The sequence below is a fragment of the Streptomyces prasinopilosus genome (genome assembly GCF_001419695.1).
GTDB classification, from domain to species: Bacteria; Actinomycetota; Actinomycetes; order Streptomycetales; family Streptomycetaceae; genus Streptomyces; species Streptomyces prasinopilosus.
Genome location: NZ_LIRG01000061.1, coordinates 1 through 15,018, shown reverse-complemented (window position 1 = coordinate 15,018; position 15,018 = coordinate 1). Strand labels below are relative to the sequence as shown.

Below are 15,018 nucleotides of genomic sequence, written 5' to 3'. Positions count from 1 at the left end.
GTCCGGCCCGTCCGCGTCCGGCCCGTCCGCGTCCGCCGGCCGGCGCTCCGCCCGGAACCGGGCCGAACCGGTCGTGTTCCCGAGCCCGAAGGCGACGGCGAAGACCTGGGCCATGACCGCGTCCAGCGGGTCGGGGCTCTCGTACCGCACGGGGGCCAGCGGCAGCAGCACCGTGTCCTGCCGCGGCCACCGCGAGGGCCTCGTCAGGAGGGCGACGCGCCGTTCGTCGCGCAGGAGCCACGAGCTCTCCGCGTCCTTCCTCGACAGCACCCAGTGCCGGTCGGGCAGCCGCGCTTCCACGGAACTCCTCGACCTGCGCGGTTCCTCGCGGAGAACCAGCTCCGCGGCGACGTCGCCGACGGTCAGCCGAAGACCCTTGCCGGGTTCGGGACCGTCGGGGCGAAACCCGCGCGGGGCCCTGATCCGCACCGCGGGAGCGCCCGGCCCCCACGCGTCCACGCGCGCCAGCCGCCGGTCCACGGTGACGGTGACCGGCCCGGCGGGGCCCTGCGCGAACCGCCGCGCGATCCACAGCGGAACCCCCTCGGCGCGGGCGCGGGCCGCCAGAGCGGTCACCTGGCCGGGGCCACCGCACCGCCGGACCGCCAGTTCACCGAGCGCACGGGCGAACCGCGAGGCCTGTCGCACCTTCCACGGCACGGTCGTGCCGGTGACACGCGTCACCGGCACGATCCCCGCCCCCTCCGGGAGCCACTCCAGGGGGCGTTCCGTCCCGCCGCCTCCGAGCCAGGACCCGCGGTGGAACGCCTCCGCCATGGCACCGAGGTTCAGCTCGTCCAACGGCGTGGTCCTGCCGCCCCTGCGCAGCCGGTCCCCGGTCAGTTCCACGGTCCGTGCCAGCGGGTTCCTCGACCGCTCGCCGTAGAGCACCTGGCCCACCACGGCCCCTCCCCCCTGTCCGTCCGGCCGGCCGTCCCCGTCACTTGCTGACGGCGAACCGCATCAGGGCGTGCTCGTCGCCCTGCTTGACCTTGCCCGTCACGTTGATCACCTCGAGCTTCCAGCCGCCTCCGACGCGGACCGCCTTGGCCACGGCGCAGCAGTTGTCCTGGGTGAGCATGCTCGGCCAGATGTCGGCGACCTGCTGGGTGCTGCCCCCGGTGGCGTCGTAGACCTTGAAGCTGATGTTGCGCGCCTTCTGGAAGGCGCTGCCCTTCTTGTAGGCGGCGGCGATGAACACGATCGACGTGATGTTGGACGGGATCCGGGCGAACTCGACGGTCACCGTCTCGTCGTCCCCGTCACCGTGCCCCGTCTGGTTGTCCCCGCTGTGGACCAGCGAGCCGTTGCCCAGCGGGTCGAGCGAGTCGAGGCCCGCGAGGCGTACCGGGTCCCCGCCCTGCATGGCTATGGCGATCAGATCGAGGTCCGTGCCGGTCTTGCGGCGCAGCTTGCCCAGCACCCCGCCGCTGCTGCCGGCGGTCGGGTCCCAGGAGGCTCCGATGGACAGGTGGGTCACTCCGTCCAGGTCTGCCGGGCCGTCTTCCTTCGTGAGTGTGATCATGAGTGGGTCATCCTTCGTCAAGACGGACTACGACACGCAAAGTGTGCCCGATGCCCTGTCCGCCCCCTGCCACCGGCCCCGAGGGGGAGGGCGGGGCCTCCCGCCGGCAGGCCTCCCGCCGACGCCCCGCACCGGCCGCTCCCCGGGTCCCGCACGGCCGGGAACGGGCCGGAGCGTTGGTCCGGTCCGCCTCGCGCACGACGTCACCGGGGACGTCGCCGCCGGCCGCCTCCGTCCCCGCCGGGCGCCGGCCGTCCCCCTCGCGCGCGGGGCGGAGTCTGCGCGCACGGCCGCGAGGTGACCGTCCGTCATGGCGGGGTGGCGCAGGGGTGAGCGCGTCGCCTCACCGATCGATCACGAAACGCCCAACCCCTGGTTGCCGCACGGTGAGCAGGTCACTATGGGGCCATGACACCGGCGCAGCAAGCCATGGAGCGACTTCGGGCCTGGCCCGATCTCACCGTCTGCAAGGCGGGGTGCGGTACCGGACAGGCCCTCCGTTTCGTCCGCGACGAGGTCGTCCACTTCCACACGGGACGGGACGTCGACCTGCGCCTGACCCGTCGCGCCATCCAGCGCTTCCGCTACGACCTGAGCGCCTCGACCGCGATCCAACTGGTCCCGGGGTCGCACTGGGTGACGGTGCACCTGGACTGCGCCACCGACATCGATCTGCTGCTGACCCTGGTGAGCGTCGCCCTCAAGGCCCACCAGACCGCCCCTCCCCCCTCGTCCGCACCGGCGGTCTCCGGGTGCAACTTCCACCGGGTCACGGTGCTGCCGCGCGACCCGGTGGCCGAACACTGAGAGGGCGCCCGGCCGCGGGCCCCGGCCGGATCGGGAACCTCCGGCGGCGGCCCGCGGCCCCCTCACGGCCGCAGACCGCCGACGATGTCCGCGGTCGCCGTCAGGCCGCTGTGGATGGCGGGGGCGACGCCCGAGCTCGCCAGGCAGAACCCGAGCAGCAGGCAGACGATCCCGTGGGAGGGCTTCAGTCCGCCGTTGCGCAGGAAGAGCACCGCCAGGATCGCGAGCAGCAGCACTACAGAGATGGAAACGGCCATCGTCAACCTCCTCCGCCGCGTCCGCTGCGCGGCGTTCGGCCGCAAGTGTGGCGCAGCGGAGGGTTCGTCCGGGCGACTGAGCCGTCCTCCGAACGTGTGGTGTCCTGGGACGTGTGGTGTCCGTGGCCTACCGCGGGCGGTATGCGTCGAGGAAGGCCCGCAGCCCCGCGAGGTCGTCGGTGTTGAGGTGGTCGACGTCCGCGGCGACCAGTTCGCCCCACAGCGCGTCCCGGGCGGGGCCCGGCAGGTCGGGGGTGGCCCAGAACCGCACCGCCTGGCCGCGTCCGTGCGCGGCGCGCACGAGGTCGCGCAGCTTCCGCCGCTCGGCGGCGGGGAACGCGCCGACGCCCCGCCAGGTGAAGTGGAGCGACCAGTTGTCGCTGATCAGCGGGATCAGCGAGGAGCGGGCCGGGCCGCCGAGGTCGGCCGCGCGGCCGTCGTAGAAGGCGTGCCGCACCCGCTGGGCCTCCATGGGGGCGCGGGCCGCACGGTCGCCGGAGACCACGGCGGTGACCGGACCGGGCAGCACCCGGCCGCCCGCGCAGGTGGTGAACAGGTGCCGGTACCGCCGGAGACGGCGGTGGAGTTCGAGGTAGGTGGACGCGCCCTCGGTCTTGAGGTCGACGAGCAGCTGGAGCGGCGTGCGGTGCCCCCGGTACACCGACCCGTGATGGGCCCGCACGCGGGCGGCGAGCGGGTCGAGGTAGAGGGACTCGAGGGTGCGGGACGGGTCGAGGTCCTCGGGGTCGTGGGCGACGAGGAGCTGGTCGCCCACGAGGTGGACGTCGGCCTCGACGCTGCCGAAGCGGTGGTCGAGGGCGTCGAGGAGGGGACGTGGGTGCTCGTAGTCGTTGTGGGCGTGGGCGCGCCACAACGGCCGTGGCCGCTGGCCGTGTTCGCCGGCCATCGCCCGGGTGGCCGGCAGGGCGAACGGGGCCGCGAGGGCGGTGCCGAGGGTGGTGAGGGCTCTGCGACGGGTGGTGAGGGCCATGCTCCGCCTCCCTGGAACGGTGTACGGGGACCTCTGGAGTATGAGGTCCCCGCGTGCCCGGGGAGGGGTGCGGTGAGGCGAGTTGTCCGATCCGCCGTCGCGCGTTCACCTCACGGCACGGCCGGACACGGGGACCGGGACCCGGTGGATCGGCGGCGCGAAGGGCGGATGACCGGGCGTCAGGGCGCCCGGAGGTCGACGAGTCCGGCCAGTGCCTCACGGTGGGCGCCCGCCGTGCCGTAGGCGATCGAGTCGGCCTTGGCCCGCTTCAGGTACAGGTGGACCGGGTGCTCCCAGGTCATCCCGATGCCGCCGTGCAGTTGCAGGGCCTCCTCGGCGGCGTGGACGGCGACCCGGCCCGCGTAGGCCTGCGCGACGGCGACGGCGACGGCCGCATCGGCGTCGTCCCCGGCCGCCGTGCCGGCGGCCAGCGCATCCGCCGCGTTGCGGGCCGCCGCGCGGAGGCCGACGACCTCGAGCCACAGCTGGGCGAGCCGGTGCTTGAGTGCCTGGAAACCGCCCACCGGCCGATTGAACTGCCTGCGGTCCTTCAGGTGGCGGACGGTCTCCGTCAACGACCAGTCGGCCAGGCCGAGCTGCTCCGAGGCGAGCAGTCCGGCGCCCGCGCGCAGGGCCCGCCGCACGGCGGGTCCGGCGTCGCCCACCCGGTGTCCCGCGGCACCCTCCAGGGCGACGCGGGCGAGGGGGCGGGTCAGGTCCAGGGACGTCTGCCCGGTGACGGTGACGCCGGCGGCGTCCGCCTCGACGGCGTACAGCCCGCCGTCGTCCGCCGGGACGAGCAGCACGTCGGCCGCGGCCGCGTCCGCGATGCCGGCCAGCTCGCCGTGCAGGACGCCGCCCGCCGCGCGGGCGGTGGGGAAGGACCCGTCCGGGGCGGTGTGCAGGGGGACGGCGAGGGCGCCGATCCGGCGCGCGGACGCCAGGGAGGCGAGCACCTCGCTCCCGCCGGCGCAGGCCAGCAGCGCCTCGGTGGCCACGACGGCGCTGGTCAGATAGGGCACGGGGGCGACGGCCCGCCCCAGCTCCTCGAGGACGACCGCGGCCTCGCGGTGCGTGGCGCCCTGGCCGCCGCGGTCCTCGGGCACCAGCAGCCCGGCGAGGCCCATGCCGTCGGCGAGCGCCTTCCACAGCGACAGGTCGTGCGGGGCGTCCGTCTCGGTGCGGGAGATCACCCGGGCCGCGTCGCAGTGGTCGGTGAGCAGGTCCCGGACGGCGGCGCGCAGCGCCTCTTCCTCCTCCGAGTAGAGGAGGTCGGGCTGGGCGTCCACCGGACCCGCCGGGCCGGCGTGCGTCGGGCTCGTCGTGCTCATCGGGCCAGGTCCTTCCAGGCGACGTCCTTGTCGGTACGCGGCTCGGCCGGGAGGCCCAGGACGCGTTCGGCGACGATGTTCAGCAGGACCTCGCTGGTCCCGCCCTCGATGCTGTTGCCCTTGGAGCGGAGGTAGCGGTAGCCGGCCTCGCGGCCGGTGAAGTCGACCAGTTCGGGGCGCCGCATGGTCCAGTCGTCGTACAACAGGCCCTCGGCCCCGAGGAGTTCCACCTCCAGGCCGCTGATCTGCTGGTTGAGGCGGGCGAAGCCCAGCTTCATCCCGGCGCCCTCCGGTCCCGGCTGGCCCGCGACGAGCTGCTGGCGCAGGCGTTCGCCGGTGAGCCGGGCGACCTCGGCCTCCACCCAGAGTCCGAGCAGGCGCTGGTGCAGGTCGTGGGTGCGCAGTTCGGGACGTTCGCGCCAGGTCCTCGCGACCGGGCCGATCATGCCGCCCTCACGGGGCAGCCGCATGCCGCCGATGGCCACGCGCTCGTTGTTGAGGGTGGTCTGCGCGACCCGCCAGCCGTCGCCGACCTCACCGAGCCGGTGGGAGTCGGGGATGCGGACCCCGGTGAGGAAGACCTCGTTGAACTCGGCCTCGCCGGTGATCTGGCGCAGCGGCCGCACCTCGACGCCGGGGTCGGTCATGTCGCAGACGAAGTAGGTGATGCCCCGGTGCTTGGGCACGTCCGGGTCGGTGCGGGCGATGAGGATGGCCCAGCGGGCGAGGTGGGCGCTGGAGGTCCACACCTTCTGCCCGTCGACCACCCAGCCGTCCCCGTCCGCGCGGACCGCCCGGGTGCCCAGGGCGGCCAGGTCGGATCCGGCGCCCGGCTCGCTGAACAGCTGGCACCAGACCTCCTCGCCGGTCCACAGCGGCCGCAGGAAGCGCCGCCGCTGCTCCTCCGTGCCGTACTGGAGGATCGTCGGCGCGGCCATGCCCAGGCCGATGCCGATGCGCCGCGGGTCGTTGTCGGGCGCCCCGGCAGCCTCCAGCTCGGCGTCCACGACGGCCTGGAGGGACCGCGGGGCGCCGAGGCCGCCGAGCCCCTCGGGGTAGTGCACCCAGGCGAGTCCCGCGTCGAAGCGGGCCCGCAGGAAGTCGAGGCGGTCGGTGGTGGCGGGCGGTCGCGCGGCCAGCAGCTCCTGGGTGCGCCGCCTCAGTTCGGCTGCGTCGGTCATGCGACGGCTCCGTTCTCCGCCGCGGGCAGCACGGCGACGCGTCCGGTGGTGACGCCGTCCGCGACCCGCTGCACGGCGCCGGCGGCGCCGGACAGCGGCACGCGCTCGCTGACCAGCGGCTTGACGGTGCCCCGGGCGGCCAGTTCCAGGAGCTGCTCGTGGCAGTGCTGGACCAGCTTCGGGTTCCTGGTGTTGTAGAGGCCCCAGTGCAGGCCGAGGACCGAGTAGTTCTTCACCAGGGCATGGTTCAGCGCCGGGCTGGGGATGGTCCCGCTCGCGAAGCCGACGACCACGATCCGGCCCTCGAAGGCCACGGTCTTCGCGGACTGGGCGTAGGCCTCTCCGCCGACCGGGTCGTAGATCACGTCGGCGCCCCGCCCGCCGGTGGCCTCCTTCACCGCGGCGACGACGTCCTGCTCACGGCGGTCGATCACCACGTCGCAGCCCAGCTCGCGGGCGACGGCGGCCTTCGCCCCGCCGCCGACCACGCCGATGACGGTGGCGCCGGCGGCCTTGCCGAGCTGCACGGCCGCGCTGCCGACCCCTCCCGCGGCGGCGTGCACGAGCAGCGTCTCGCCGGCCTCCAGGCGGGCCCGGCGGTGCAGTCCGAACCAGCCGGTCTGGTAGCCGATGTGCAGAGCGGCGGCCTCGGCGTCGTCCAGCGCGTCCGGGGCGGAGCGCAGTCCGGCGGCGTCCGCGACGGCGTACTCGGCGAAGCCGCCGTGCGGCAGCGCGGGGTTGGCGAGCACCCGGCGCCCGTCCTCGGTCTCGCCGCAGATCTCCACGCCGGGGGTGAACGGCAGCGGCGGCCTGACCTGGTACTGGCCCCGGCACATCAGCGCGTCCGGGAAGTTGATGTTCGCGGCGCGCACCTTCAGCAGGACCTGGCCCTCGCCGGGTGTCGGCCGCTCCACGTCCGCGAGGCTCATCACCTCGCCCGGCTCGCCGATCTCGTGCACCTGCCATGCCTGCATGCGGGGCCTCCACGGGACTGTGAACGTCGGGTTCGACCGACCGGGTCCACCGCATACTAAGCGGTCGCTTGCCTTCAGGGAACCGTCTCGTGCGTCCCGGCCTTCCGCGCCCCCTCCGCCGGGGCGGCCCCGCCCCTCAGGACCGCTTGGGGCGTGCCCGTACGTGCATCCGCTCCCCCTGCGGGCCGAACAGGCTGAGGAACTCCACCGGCCCCTCCCCCGTCGACCCGAAGGCGTGCGGCACGCGCGTGTCGAACTCCGCCGCCTCCCCCGCCGTCAGCACCACGTCGTGCTCGCCCAGGACCAGCCGCAGCTTGCCGGACAGCACGTACAGCCACTCGTAGCCCTCGTGCGTGCGGGGCTCCGGTTCGAACGTGCGCTGCGGTTCGAGCACCTTGTACGCCTGGAGTCCGCCGGGCTGGCGGGTGAGCGGCCAGTGGGTGCGGCCGCAGTGCTGGAACGGCTTGGCGCGGATGCGCGGATCGCCGACCGGCGGCGCACCCACCAGTTCGTCCAGCGGCACCTGGTGGGCCTGCGCGATCGGCAGCAGCAGTTCGAGACTGGGTTTGCGCAGCCCGGACTCCAGCCGCGAGAGGGTGCTCACGGAGATGCCGGTCGCCTCGGACAGCCCCGCGAGAGTCACCTCCCGCTCCTTCCTGATCCGCCTCAGCCGGGGGCCCACATCCGCGAGAACGTCGTCGGTCGTCATACGGACATTGCAGGATCGGCAAAGGCATTTGTCAATCCGGGGGTGCTCGGGCGACGGTCGGCGTGGAGGTGGTCACCATGACCGAGAAGAGCGGGAGGACCCGTGACGGACGCGCGCACGGAACCGCGGGGGCGCCCGGCGCCGGTACCGGCGCCGGCTGTGACGTGGTGGTGGTCGGAGGCGGCGCGGCCGGACTGTCCGCCGCGCTGGTGCTCGGCCGGGCCCGGCTGCGGACCTTGGTCGTCGACGCGGGCGAGCCGCGCAACGCGCCCTCGTCCCACCTGCAGGGCTACCTGTCGCGGGACGGGATGTCACCGGCCGCGTTCCTGGCCGCCGGCCGCGAGGAGATCGCGGGTTACGGTGTCGAACTGCTCGCGGGCCGGGTGACGGACGTGACCCGGGACGGCACGGCCGCCGGCACCGGCACCGGTGACACCGGGTTCACCGTGCTGCTGGACGGCGGCCGGACCGTCCGCGCGCGGCGGCTGATCGTCGCCACCGGGCTGGAGGACGAACTGCCCGCCGTCCCCGGGGTCGCCGAACGGTTCGGACGGGACGTGCTGCACTGCCCGTTCTGCCACGGCTGGGAGGTCCGCGACCAGCCGTTCGGGGTGCTCGCCTCCAGCGCCATGAGTGCGCACCAGGCGCTGATGGTGTCCCGGTGGTCCAAGGACGTCACCTTCTTCCTGCACACGGTCGCCGAGGAGGAGCTGTCCGGCCAGGACCTGCGCCGGCTGGCCGCGGCCGGTGTCGGCGTGGTGTCCGGCGAGGTCGCCGGGCTGGTGGTCGAGGACGACCGGCTCACCGGCGTCCGCCTCGCCGACGGCTCCGTCCACGCCCGCTCCGTGCTGTACGTCGGGCCGCGCCCCGTGCCGCGGACGGGCCTGCTGGAACGGCTCGGCGCCGAGCTGTCCGAGACCCCGTTCGGCGCGTACCCGGTCGTGGACCCGACGGGCCTGACCTCGGTGCCGGGCGTCTGGGCGGCGGGCAACGCGGTCGGTTTCGCCGAACAGGTCGTCCACGCGGCCAGCGGGGGCTACCGGGCGGCGGCCGCGGTCGTCGGGGACCTGCTGATGACGGACCTGGACGCCGCGACGGCCGGGTGACCCGCGGCCGTTCCGGTGGCCCGGGTGTGGAACGCCGGACCCCGGAGCACCATGACTGCATGCTGCTGTCCCGACTGGCCCGTGTGTCGCAGGAGATCGCCGCCACCTCGGCGCGGTCCCGGAAGATCGCTCTGCTCGCCGAGCTGTTCCGGGACGCGGAGGCGGACGACGTCCCCGTCGTCATCCCCTATCTGGCGGGCCGGCTGCCGCAGGGCCGGATCGGGGTGGGCTGGAAGACGCTGAGCCGGCCGGTCGCCCCGGCGGAACGGGCGACCCTGACCGTCCGCGCCGTCGACACCCTGATCGGCCGGCTCGCCGAGGTGTCCGGCCCCGGTTCGCAGGCCGGGCGGACCCTGCTGCTCGAGGAGCTGCTGGGCGCGGCGACCGAGGACGAGCAGCGGTTCCTGCTGGGCCTGCTCAGCGGCGAGATCCGGCAGGGAGCCCTGGACGCGGTCGCCGCGGAGGGGCTGGCGCGGGCGACCGGGGCACCGCCGGCGGAGGTGCGGCGGGCGGTGATGCTGGCGGGCTCGCTGCAGGCCGTGGCCGGCGCGCTGCTGGCGGACGGCCCCGGCGCCCTGGAGCGGTTCCGTCTCACGGTGGGGCACCCCGTCCTGCCGATGCTCGCGCACAGTGCCCCCTCGGTCGCCGGGGCGGTGGAGAAACTGGGGGCGGCGGCGGTCGAGGAGAAACTGGACGGCATCCGCGTCCAGGTGCACCGCGACGGCGACACGGTGCGCGTGCACACCCGCACCCTGGACGACATCACCGACCGGCTGCCCGAAGTGACGGCCGCCGCGCGGGCGTTGCGGGGCGAGCGGTTCATCCTGGACGGCGAGGTCGTCTCCTTCGACGAGGAGGGGCGCCCCCGCTCGTTCCAGGAGACCGCCGGACGGGTCGGCTCCCGGACGGACGTGGCCGCGGCCGCCCGGAAGGTGCCCGTCTCGCCCGTCTTCTTCGACGCCCTGTCCGTCGACGGCCGCGACCTGCTGGACCTTCCGTTCGCCGAGCGGCACGCGGAGCTGGCCCGGCTGGTGCCGGAGCCGATGCGGGTGCGGCGCACGGTGGTGTCGGGCCCGGACGACCTGGACGCGGCGGAGGACTTCCTCGCCGAGACCCTGCGGCGCGGGCACGAGGGCGTCGTGGTCAAGGGCCTCGACGCCCCGTACAGCGCCGGGCGGCGCGGCGCGTCCTGGCTGAAGGTCAAGCCCGTGCACACCCTCGACCTGGTGGTGCTGGCGGCCGAGTGGGGCAGCGGCCGCCGCACCGGCAGGCTCTCCAACCTGCACCTGGGCGCCCGCACCGCCGACGGCGGTTTCGCCATGCTCGGCAAGACCTTCAAGGGGATGACCGACGCCGTGCTGGCCTGGCAGACCGAGCGGCTGCGCGAGCTGGCGGTCGACGAGAGCGGGTACGTCGTCACCGTGCGCCCGGAACTCGTCGTGGAGATCGCCTACGACGGCCTCCAGCGCTCCACCCGCTACCCGGCCGGCGTCACCCTGCGCTTCGCCCGGCTGGTCCGCTACCGCGAGGACAAGCGCCCGGACGAGGCGGACACCGTGGAGACCCTGCTCGCCGCGCACCCGGAGGTACGGCCGTGACGGGTGCCCGGAGCGCCGGCCTGCTGGTGTTCCGGCACGCCGAGCACGGACTGGAGGTGTTGCTCGGCCATATGGGCGGTCCGTTCTTCGCCCGACGGGACGCGGGCGCGTGGACCGTGCCGAAGGGCGAGTACGACGCCGGTGAGACGGCCTGGGACGCGGCGCGCCGGGAGTTCGAGGAGGAGCTGGGCCTGCCGCCGCCCGACGGGGAGGCCGTGCCGCTCGGCGAGGTCCGGCAGTCGGGCGGCAAGACCGTCACGGCCTGGGCCGTCGAGGGCGACCTCGACCCGGCGGACGTGGTGCCGGGCACCTTCCGGATGGAGTGGCCGCCGAGGTCGGGGCGGACGCGGGAGTTCCCGGAGCTGGACCGGGTGGAGTGGTTCCCGGTGGCCCGGGCGCGGGAGCTGGTCGTCTCCGCCCAGGCGGTGTTTCTCGACCGCTTGGCGGAGCACTCGCCCTGAGGAGCCCTTCCGCGTTGCGACGCCCACCGTCGCGCGGGAGGGTCGACATGCACGCCCCGTCCCCAGGGAGGCCAGCCATGCCCATCGCAACGGTGAATCCGGCGACCGGCGAGACGCTCAGGACCTACGAGGCCATGGGCGAGGAGGAGACCGAGCGCCGGCTCCAGCTCGCGGAGGCCACGTTCCGCACGTACCGGACGACGTCCTTCGAGGAGCGCGCCCGCCTGCTGCACCGGGCGGCCGACCTCCTCGAGGAGGACCGGGACCGCGTCGCCGAGGTGATGACCACCGAGATGGGCAAGCCCATCGGGCAGGCCCGCGCGGAGGCCGCCAAGTGCGCCAGGGCGATGCGCTGGTACGCCGACCACGCCGCGGACCTGCTCGCCGACGAGGAGCCCGACCCGTCCGACGTGAAGGACTCCGGCGCCTCCCGGGTCCTGGTGCGTTACCGGCCCCTCGGCCCGGTGCTCGCCGTCATGCCGTGGAACTTCCCGCTGTGGCAGGTCGTGCGGTTCGCCGCGCCCGCGCTGATGGCCGGCAACGTGGGCCTGCTCAAGCACGCCTCGAACGTGCCGCAGACCGCCCTGTACCTGGAGGACCTGTTCCACCGGGCGGGCTTCCCCGAGGGCTGCTTCCAGACCCTGCTCATCGGCTCCGCCGCCGTCGACGACGTCCTGCGGGACGAGCGGGTCAGGGCGGCCACCCTCACCGGCAGTGAGCCCGCGGGACGCGCGGTGGCCGCCACCGCCGGGGAGATGATCAAGAAGACGGTGCTGGAGCTGGGCGGGAGCGACCCGTTCGTCGTCATGCCCTCCGCCGACCTGGACCGGGCCGCCGAGGTCGCGGTCACCGCGCGGGTGCAGAACACCGGGCAGTCCTGCATCGCCGCCAAGCGGTTCATCGTGCACACGGACGTCTACGACGCGTTCGCCGAACGTTTCACCCGGGGCATGCGGGCCCTGACGAGCGGCGATCCCATGGACGAGGACACGGACGTCGGTCCGCTCGCCAGTGAGCAGGGCCGCAAGGACCTGACGGAGCTGGTCGACGACGCCGTACGGTCCGGGGCGCGCGTGCTGTGCGGCGGCGAACTCCCCGACGGCCCCGGCTGGTACTACCCGCCGACCGTCCTGGCCGGGATCACCCGCGACATGCGCATCCACCGGGAGGAGGCCTTCGGCCCGGTCGCCACGCTGTACCGGGCGGCGGACCTGGACGAGGCGGTGCTGATCGCCAACGACTCCCCGTTCGGCCTGAGTTCCAACGTCTGGACGCGGGACGAGGCCGAGATCGGCCGCTTCGTCCGGGACCTGGAGGCGGGCGGCGTCTTCGTGAACGGGATGACGGCGTCCCATCCGGCGCTCCCGTTCGGCGGGGTCAAGCGGTCCGGGTACGGGCGTGAGCTGTCCGGGCACGGAATCCGCGAGTTCTGCAACATCACCACGGTTTGGCACGGCGCGTGACACTCCCGCGGCTACGATCCGGTCTGTGAACCGCGAAGTGACTCTGCCTCTGATCGTCGACCACCGCGGTACCTTGCAGGTCTCCGCGGCGGACGTGAGCAAATTGCTGCGCACGATGGGCGGGCGGTGGCTGCATCTCGTGGAGTCCGGCGACGACCGGCTCGACGAGGACACGGTCGCCGCGCTCACCATCGAACTGGCGAAGCTGGCCGACCGGATCGACGTGGCGTGCATCGCCCACAGCAGCGGGACCAGGGCCTAGGCGTCCCGGGCGGCGGTCCGCCGGCCGCGGGCTCAGACCGGACGGAGCAGCGTCCTCCAGAACAGCGACTCGTAGCTCTGCAGCAGGTGGCCGTAGCCCCGCGCCAGGCCCTCGTCCAGGCGCCCCGTGTCCAGGCCGTCCTGGACCGCTTCCGCCGCCGCCCGGTCCGGGCCGGGAGACGGTTCGGCGAAGAGGTCGAAGAACGCGCGGGCCTCGGCGGTGAAGCCGTAGTGGGTGCGCAGCGCCTCGGCGATGGTGGCGCAGTAGCCGCCCCAGGCGGAGAAGTTGGCGGACACGGCGAGGACGGCGTCCGCCGGTGCCGCGTTGAGGGCCAGCCAGGCGACGTAGGCGGGGTAGGCCTGGCAGCCCGGCAGGGGGGTGTACGACGCCGCGCGCTCCCGGTCCACGCCGCAGGCCGCGGCGAAGGCCTCCAGCCGCCGCGCCGCCGGCTCCTCGCCCTCGGCCAGGGCGGTGAAGTACGCGGCGGCCCGCGGCTGGTCCGTGGAGCGGTCCGCCAGGTGCCGGAACGCGCGGCGGTCGGCGGGGATCACCCAGCTCTGTTCCAGGGCGAGCGCGGCCAGGGTGTCCCGGTCGGCCTCGCCGCGGGCGATCAGCGGTACGAGCGGGTTGGACCGGGGGTCCGGGGCCAGTTCCCGCGTGATCGTCTCCAGCAGTTCCCGGGCCGTGCGCGTCATCGCGGCCTCCGTCGCGTCGGTCGGCCGGTTCCGTGGGGCGGCCGGCTTCCCCACCATGGTCCCCCGGGAACCGGGAGCGCGTCATCCGCGCAGGGGCCGGTGACGCGGCCGGGGCGGGTGGTCCGGCGTGGGCCACCCGCCGGACCGGCCCTCGCCCTCGGCCCCTAGCGGATGGGCATGCCGGACAGGGTGCGGGCGATGACCAGGCGCTGGATCTCGCTCGTGCCCTCGAAGATGGTGTAGATGGCGGCGTCGCGGTGCATGCGCTCCACCGGGTACTCGCGTGTGTAGCCGTTGCCGCCGAGGATCTGTATCGCCTGGGCGGTGACCTGCTTGGCGGTCTCGCTGGCGTACAGCTTGGACATCGAGCCCTCGGCCGCCGTGAACGGCTTGCCGTTGACGGCCATCCAGGAGGCGCGCCACACCAGGAGGCGGGCGGCGTCGATCTGGGTGCGCATGTCGGCCAGCTGGAAGGCGACGCCCTGGTTGTCGATGATCGGGCGGCCGAACTGCTCGCGGGTCTGCGCGTACTCCAGGGCGACCTCGTAGGCGGCACGGGCGGTGCCGACCGCCATGGCGCCGACCGCCGGGCGGGAGGCCTCGAAGGTGGCCATCGCGGCGTTCTTGACGCGCTCGCCCCCCTGCTGCCTGGCGCGCTCCCGGGCGCGGGCGAGGCGCTCGTCGAGCTTCTCCTTGCCGCCGAGCAGGCAGGAACCGGGCACCCGGACGTCGTCCAGGATCACCTCGGCGGTGTGCGAGGCGCGGATGCCGTGCTTCTTGAACTTCTGGCCCTGGGAACAGCCGGGGGTGCCCGGCGGGATGATGAACGAGGCGTGCCCCTTGGAGCCGAGCTCCGGGTCGACGACCGCGACGACGACGTGGACGTTGGCGATGCCGCCGTTGGTCGCCCAGGTCTTGGTGCCGTTGATCACCCACTCGTCCTTGGCCTCGTCGTACACGGCACGCGTCCGCATGGAGGCGACGTCGGAGCCGGCGTCGGGTTCGGAGGAGCAGAAGGCGGCGACCTTGACGTCGTTGACGTCGCCGTACATCTGGGGGATCCAGGTGCCGATCTGCTCCTCGGTGCCGTTGGCGAGGACGCCGACGGCGGCGAGGCCGGTGCCGACGATCGACAGGGCGATGCCGGCGTCGCCCCAGAACAGCTCCTCCATGGCCATGGGGATGCCGAGGCCGGTGGCGTCGAAGTACTGCTGGGCGTAGAAGTCGAGCGAGTAGATGCCGACCTTGGCGGCCTCCTGGATGACCGGCCAGGGGGTCTCCTCGCGCTCGTCCCACTCGGCGGCCGCGGGGCGGATCACCTCGGTGGCGAAGCCGTGGAGCCACTCCCGGACTTCCTTCTGTTCCTCGTTGAGCTCCATGGTGAACTCGGCCATGTCCCCTCCAGCGGCGACGCACATGCATGTTACTTGCGGTAACATGAGTCTGTTACCGACTGGTAGGGAAAGTCAACTCCCCCGCGCCCCTCATCCCGTTCGCCGCTGGTCACACCGTCAGTGTTAGTTTGCGCAGGCGTCACCGAATCAGCAGGGGTGGGGAGAGATCATGGACACCACACAGCGGACCGATCAGCAGCGGTCCGCCGACCGCCGCCGGCGCGAGCTGCTGGAGGCCGCCGACCGGGTGGTGCTGCGCGACGG

At 73.9% G+C, this 15,018-nt stretch carries 16 protein-coding genes and 1 pseudogene; 7 read left to right on the top strand and 10 right to left on the bottom strand.

Annotated elements, in window-relative coordinates; genetic code table 11:
• Both AOK18_RS03760 and AOK18_RS03755 read right to left on the bottom strand, forming a co-directional pair.
• The coding region (locus AOK18_RS03760) for a hypothetical protein (RefSeq protein WP_240503039.1) at positions 1-903 on the bottom strand (903 nt) is incomplete at its 3' end.
• Between the two features lie 37 nt (positions 904-940).
• Positions 941-1,525, bottom strand: a complete 585-nt coding sequence (locus AOK18_RS03755) for a TerD family protein (protein ID WP_055573468.1) — start codon at positions 1,523-1,525, stop codon at positions 941-943.
• Between the two features lie 408 nt (positions 1,526-1,933).
• On the opposite strand from AOK18_RS03755, the gene AOK18_RS03750 reads away from it, so the two are divergent.
• Positions 1,934-2,332 (top strand): luciferase domain-containing protein, encoded by a 399-nt coding sequence (locus AOK18_RS03750; protein ID WP_055693322.1) that lies wholly within the window; start codon positions 1,934-1,936, stop codon positions 2,330-2,332.
• A gap of 62 nt (positions 2,333-2,394) precedes the next feature.
• On the opposite strand, the gene AOK18_RS03745 is transcribed toward AOK18_RS03750, so the two are convergent.
• The 6 genes from AOK18_RS03745 to AOK18_RS03720 form a co-directional block, all read right to left on the bottom strand.
• Complete coding sequence (locus AOK18_RS03745) at positions 2,395-2,589, bottom strand: hypothetical protein (RefSeq protein ID WP_055573466.1); 195 nt, start codon at positions 2,587-2,589, stop codon at positions 2,395-2,397.
• Positions 2,590-2,716: 127 nt separating this feature from the next.
• Positions 2,717-3,580, bottom strand: a complete 864-nt coding sequence (locus tag AOK18_RS03740; protein WP_055693321.1) for a phosphatidylinositol-specific phospholipase C/glycerophosphodiester phosphodiesterase family protein — start codon at positions 3,578-3,580, stop codon at positions 2,717-2,719.
• Between the two features lie 179 nt (positions 3,581-3,759).
• On the bottom strand, positions 3,760-4,911 hold the full coding sequence (locus AOK18_RS03735) for an acyl-CoA dehydrogenase family protein (RefSeq protein ID WP_055693320.1): 1,152 nt from the start codon (positions 4,909-4,911) through the stop codon (positions 3,760-3,762).
• Positions 4,908-6,092, bottom strand: coding sequence for an acyl-CoA dehydrogenase family protein (locus AOK18_RS03730; RefSeq protein WP_055693319.1), 1,185 nt, complete (start codon positions 6,090-6,092; stop codon positions 4,908-4,910). The genes AOK18_RS03735 and AOK18_RS03730 overlap by 4 nt, the downstream gene beginning before the upstream one ends.
• Positions 6,089-7,066: an NADPH:quinone oxidoreductase family protein gene (locus AOK18_RS03725; protein WP_055693318.1), complete on the bottom strand. Its 978-nt coding sequence runs from the start codon at positions 7,064-7,066 to the stop codon at positions 6,089-6,091. The genes AOK18_RS03730 and AOK18_RS03725 overlap by 4 nt, the downstream gene beginning before the upstream one ends.
• Positions 7,067-7,202: 136 nt before the next feature.
• A complete protein-coding gene (locus tag AOK18_RS03720; RefSeq protein WP_055574445.1) occupies positions 7,203-7,775 on the bottom strand; it encodes a helix-turn-helix domain-containing protein in 573 nt (190 codons plus the stop codon).
• A 77-nt stretch (positions 7,776-7,852) separates the two neighbouring features.
• On the opposite strand from AOK18_RS03720, the gene AOK18_RS03715 reads away from it, so the two are divergent.
• From AOK18_RS03715 to AOK18_RS03695, 5 genes are all read left to right on the top strand, one after another.
• Positions 7,853-8,881 carry an NAD(P)/FAD-dependent oxidoreductase gene (locus AOK18_RS03715; protein ID WP_079104830.1) on the top strand — a complete coding sequence of 343 codons (1,029 nt, stop codon included), beginning with the start codon at positions 7,853-7,855 and terminating at the stop codon, positions 8,879-8,881.
• A 59-nt stretch (positions 8,882-8,940) separates the two neighbouring features.
• Positions 8,941-10,479 (top strand): ATP-dependent DNA ligase, encoded by a 1,539-nt coding sequence (locus tag AOK18_RS03710; protein ID WP_055693317.1) that lies wholly within the window; start codon positions 8,941-8,943, stop codon positions 10,477-10,479.
• Positions 10,476-10,940: an NUDIX hydrolase gene (locus tag AOK18_RS03705; protein ID WP_055693316.1), complete on the top strand. Its 465-nt coding sequence runs from the start codon at positions 10,476-10,478 to the stop codon at positions 10,938-10,940. The genes AOK18_RS03710 and AOK18_RS03705 overlap by 4 nt, the downstream gene beginning before the upstream one ends.
• Before the next feature lie 77 nt (positions 10,941-11,017).
• Positions 11,018-12,403, top strand: coding sequence for an NADP-dependent succinic semialdehyde dehydrogenase (locus tag AOK18_RS03700; RefSeq protein ID WP_055693315.1), 1,386 nt, complete (start codon positions 11,018-11,020; stop codon positions 12,401-12,403).
• Between the two features lie 25 nt (positions 12,404-12,428).
• Positions 12,429-12,665 carry a DUF6213 family protein gene (locus AOK18_RS03695; protein WP_055574449.1) on the top strand — a complete coding sequence of 79 codons (237 nt, stop codon included), beginning with the start codon at positions 12,429-12,431 and terminating at the stop codon, positions 12,663-12,665.
• A gap of 32 nt (positions 12,666-12,697) precedes the next feature.
• Here AOK18_RS03695 and AOK18_RS03690 read toward each other — a convergent pair whose 3' ends face one another.
• Together AOK18_RS03690 and AOK18_RS03685 are read right to left on the bottom strand one after the other, a co-directional pair.
• Entirely contained in the window at positions 12,698-13,360 is a 663-nt protein-coding gene (locus tag AOK18_RS03690) for a thiaminase II/PqqC family protein (RefSeq protein ID WP_055693323.1), read from the bottom strand.
• A 164-nt stretch (positions 13,361-13,524) separates the two neighbouring features.
• Positions 13,525-14,754: an acyl-CoA dehydrogenase family protein gene (locus AOK18_RS03685; protein WP_055574450.1), complete on the bottom strand. Its 1,230-nt coding sequence runs from the start codon at positions 14,752-14,754 to the stop codon at positions 13,525-13,527.
• A gap of 169 nt (positions 14,755-14,923) precedes the next feature.
• Between AOK18_RS03685 and AOK18_RS35215 the strand changes: the two are divergent.
• A pseudogene (locus AOK18_RS35215) lies at positions 14,924-15,018 on the top strand (TetR/AcrR family transcriptional regulator); the annotation flags it as partial.

Excerpts from the sequence above, each read along its gene's own strand:
- AOK18_RS03685 (WP_055574450.1), bottom strand. The coding sequence starts at position 14,754 with ATGGCCGAGTTCACCATGGAGCTCAACGAGGAACAGAAGGAAGTCCGG.
- AOK18_RS03745 (WP_055573466.1), bottom strand. The coding sequence starts at position 2,589 with ATGGCCGTTTCCATCTCTGTAGTGCTGCTGCTCGCGATCCTGGCGGTG.
- AOK18_RS03710 (WP_055693317.1), top strand. The coding sequence starts at position 8,941 with ATGCTGCTGTCCCGACTGGCCCGTGTGTCGCAGGAGATCGCCGCCACC.
- AOK18_RS03700 (WP_055693315.1), top strand. The coding sequence starts at position 11,018 with ATGCCCATCGCAACGGTGAATCCGGCGACCGGCGAGACGCTCAGGACC.
- AOK18_RS03735 (WP_055693320.1), bottom strand. The coding sequence starts at position 4,911 with ATGAGCACGACGAGCCCGACGCACGCCGGCCCGGCGGGTCCGGTGGAC.
- AOK18_RS03740 (WP_055693321.1), bottom strand. The coding sequence starts at position 3,580 with ATGGCCCTCACCACCCGTCGCAGAGCCCTCACCACCCTCGGCACCGCC.
- AOK18_RS03750 (WP_055693322.1), top strand. The coding sequence starts at position 1,934 with ATGACACCGGCGCAGCAAGCCATGGAGCGACTTCGGGCCTGGCCCGAT.
- AOK18_RS03715 (WP_079104830.1), top strand. The coding sequence starts at position 7,853 with ATGACCGAGAAGAGCGGGAGGACCCGTGACGGACGCGCGCACGGAACC.
- AOK18_RS03730 (WP_055693319.1), bottom strand. The coding sequence starts at position 6,092 with ATGACCGACGCAGCCGAACTGAGGCGGCGCACCCAGGAGCTGCTGGCC.
- AOK18_RS03690 (WP_055693323.1), bottom strand. The coding sequence starts at position 13,360 with ATGACGCGCACGGCCCGGGAACTGCTGGAGACGATCACGCGGGAACTG.
- AOK18_RS03755 (WP_055573468.1), bottom strand. The coding sequence starts at position 1,525 with ATGATCACACTCACGAAGGAAGACGGCCCGGCAGACCTGGACGGAGTG.
- AOK18_RS03725 (WP_055693318.1), bottom strand. The coding sequence starts at position 7,066 with ATGCAGGCATGGCAGGTGCACGAGATCGGCGAGCCGGGCGAGGTGATG.
- AOK18_RS03720 (WP_055574445.1), bottom strand. The coding sequence starts at position 7,775 with ATGACGACCGACGACGTTCTCGCGGATGTGGGCCCCCGGCTGAGGCGG.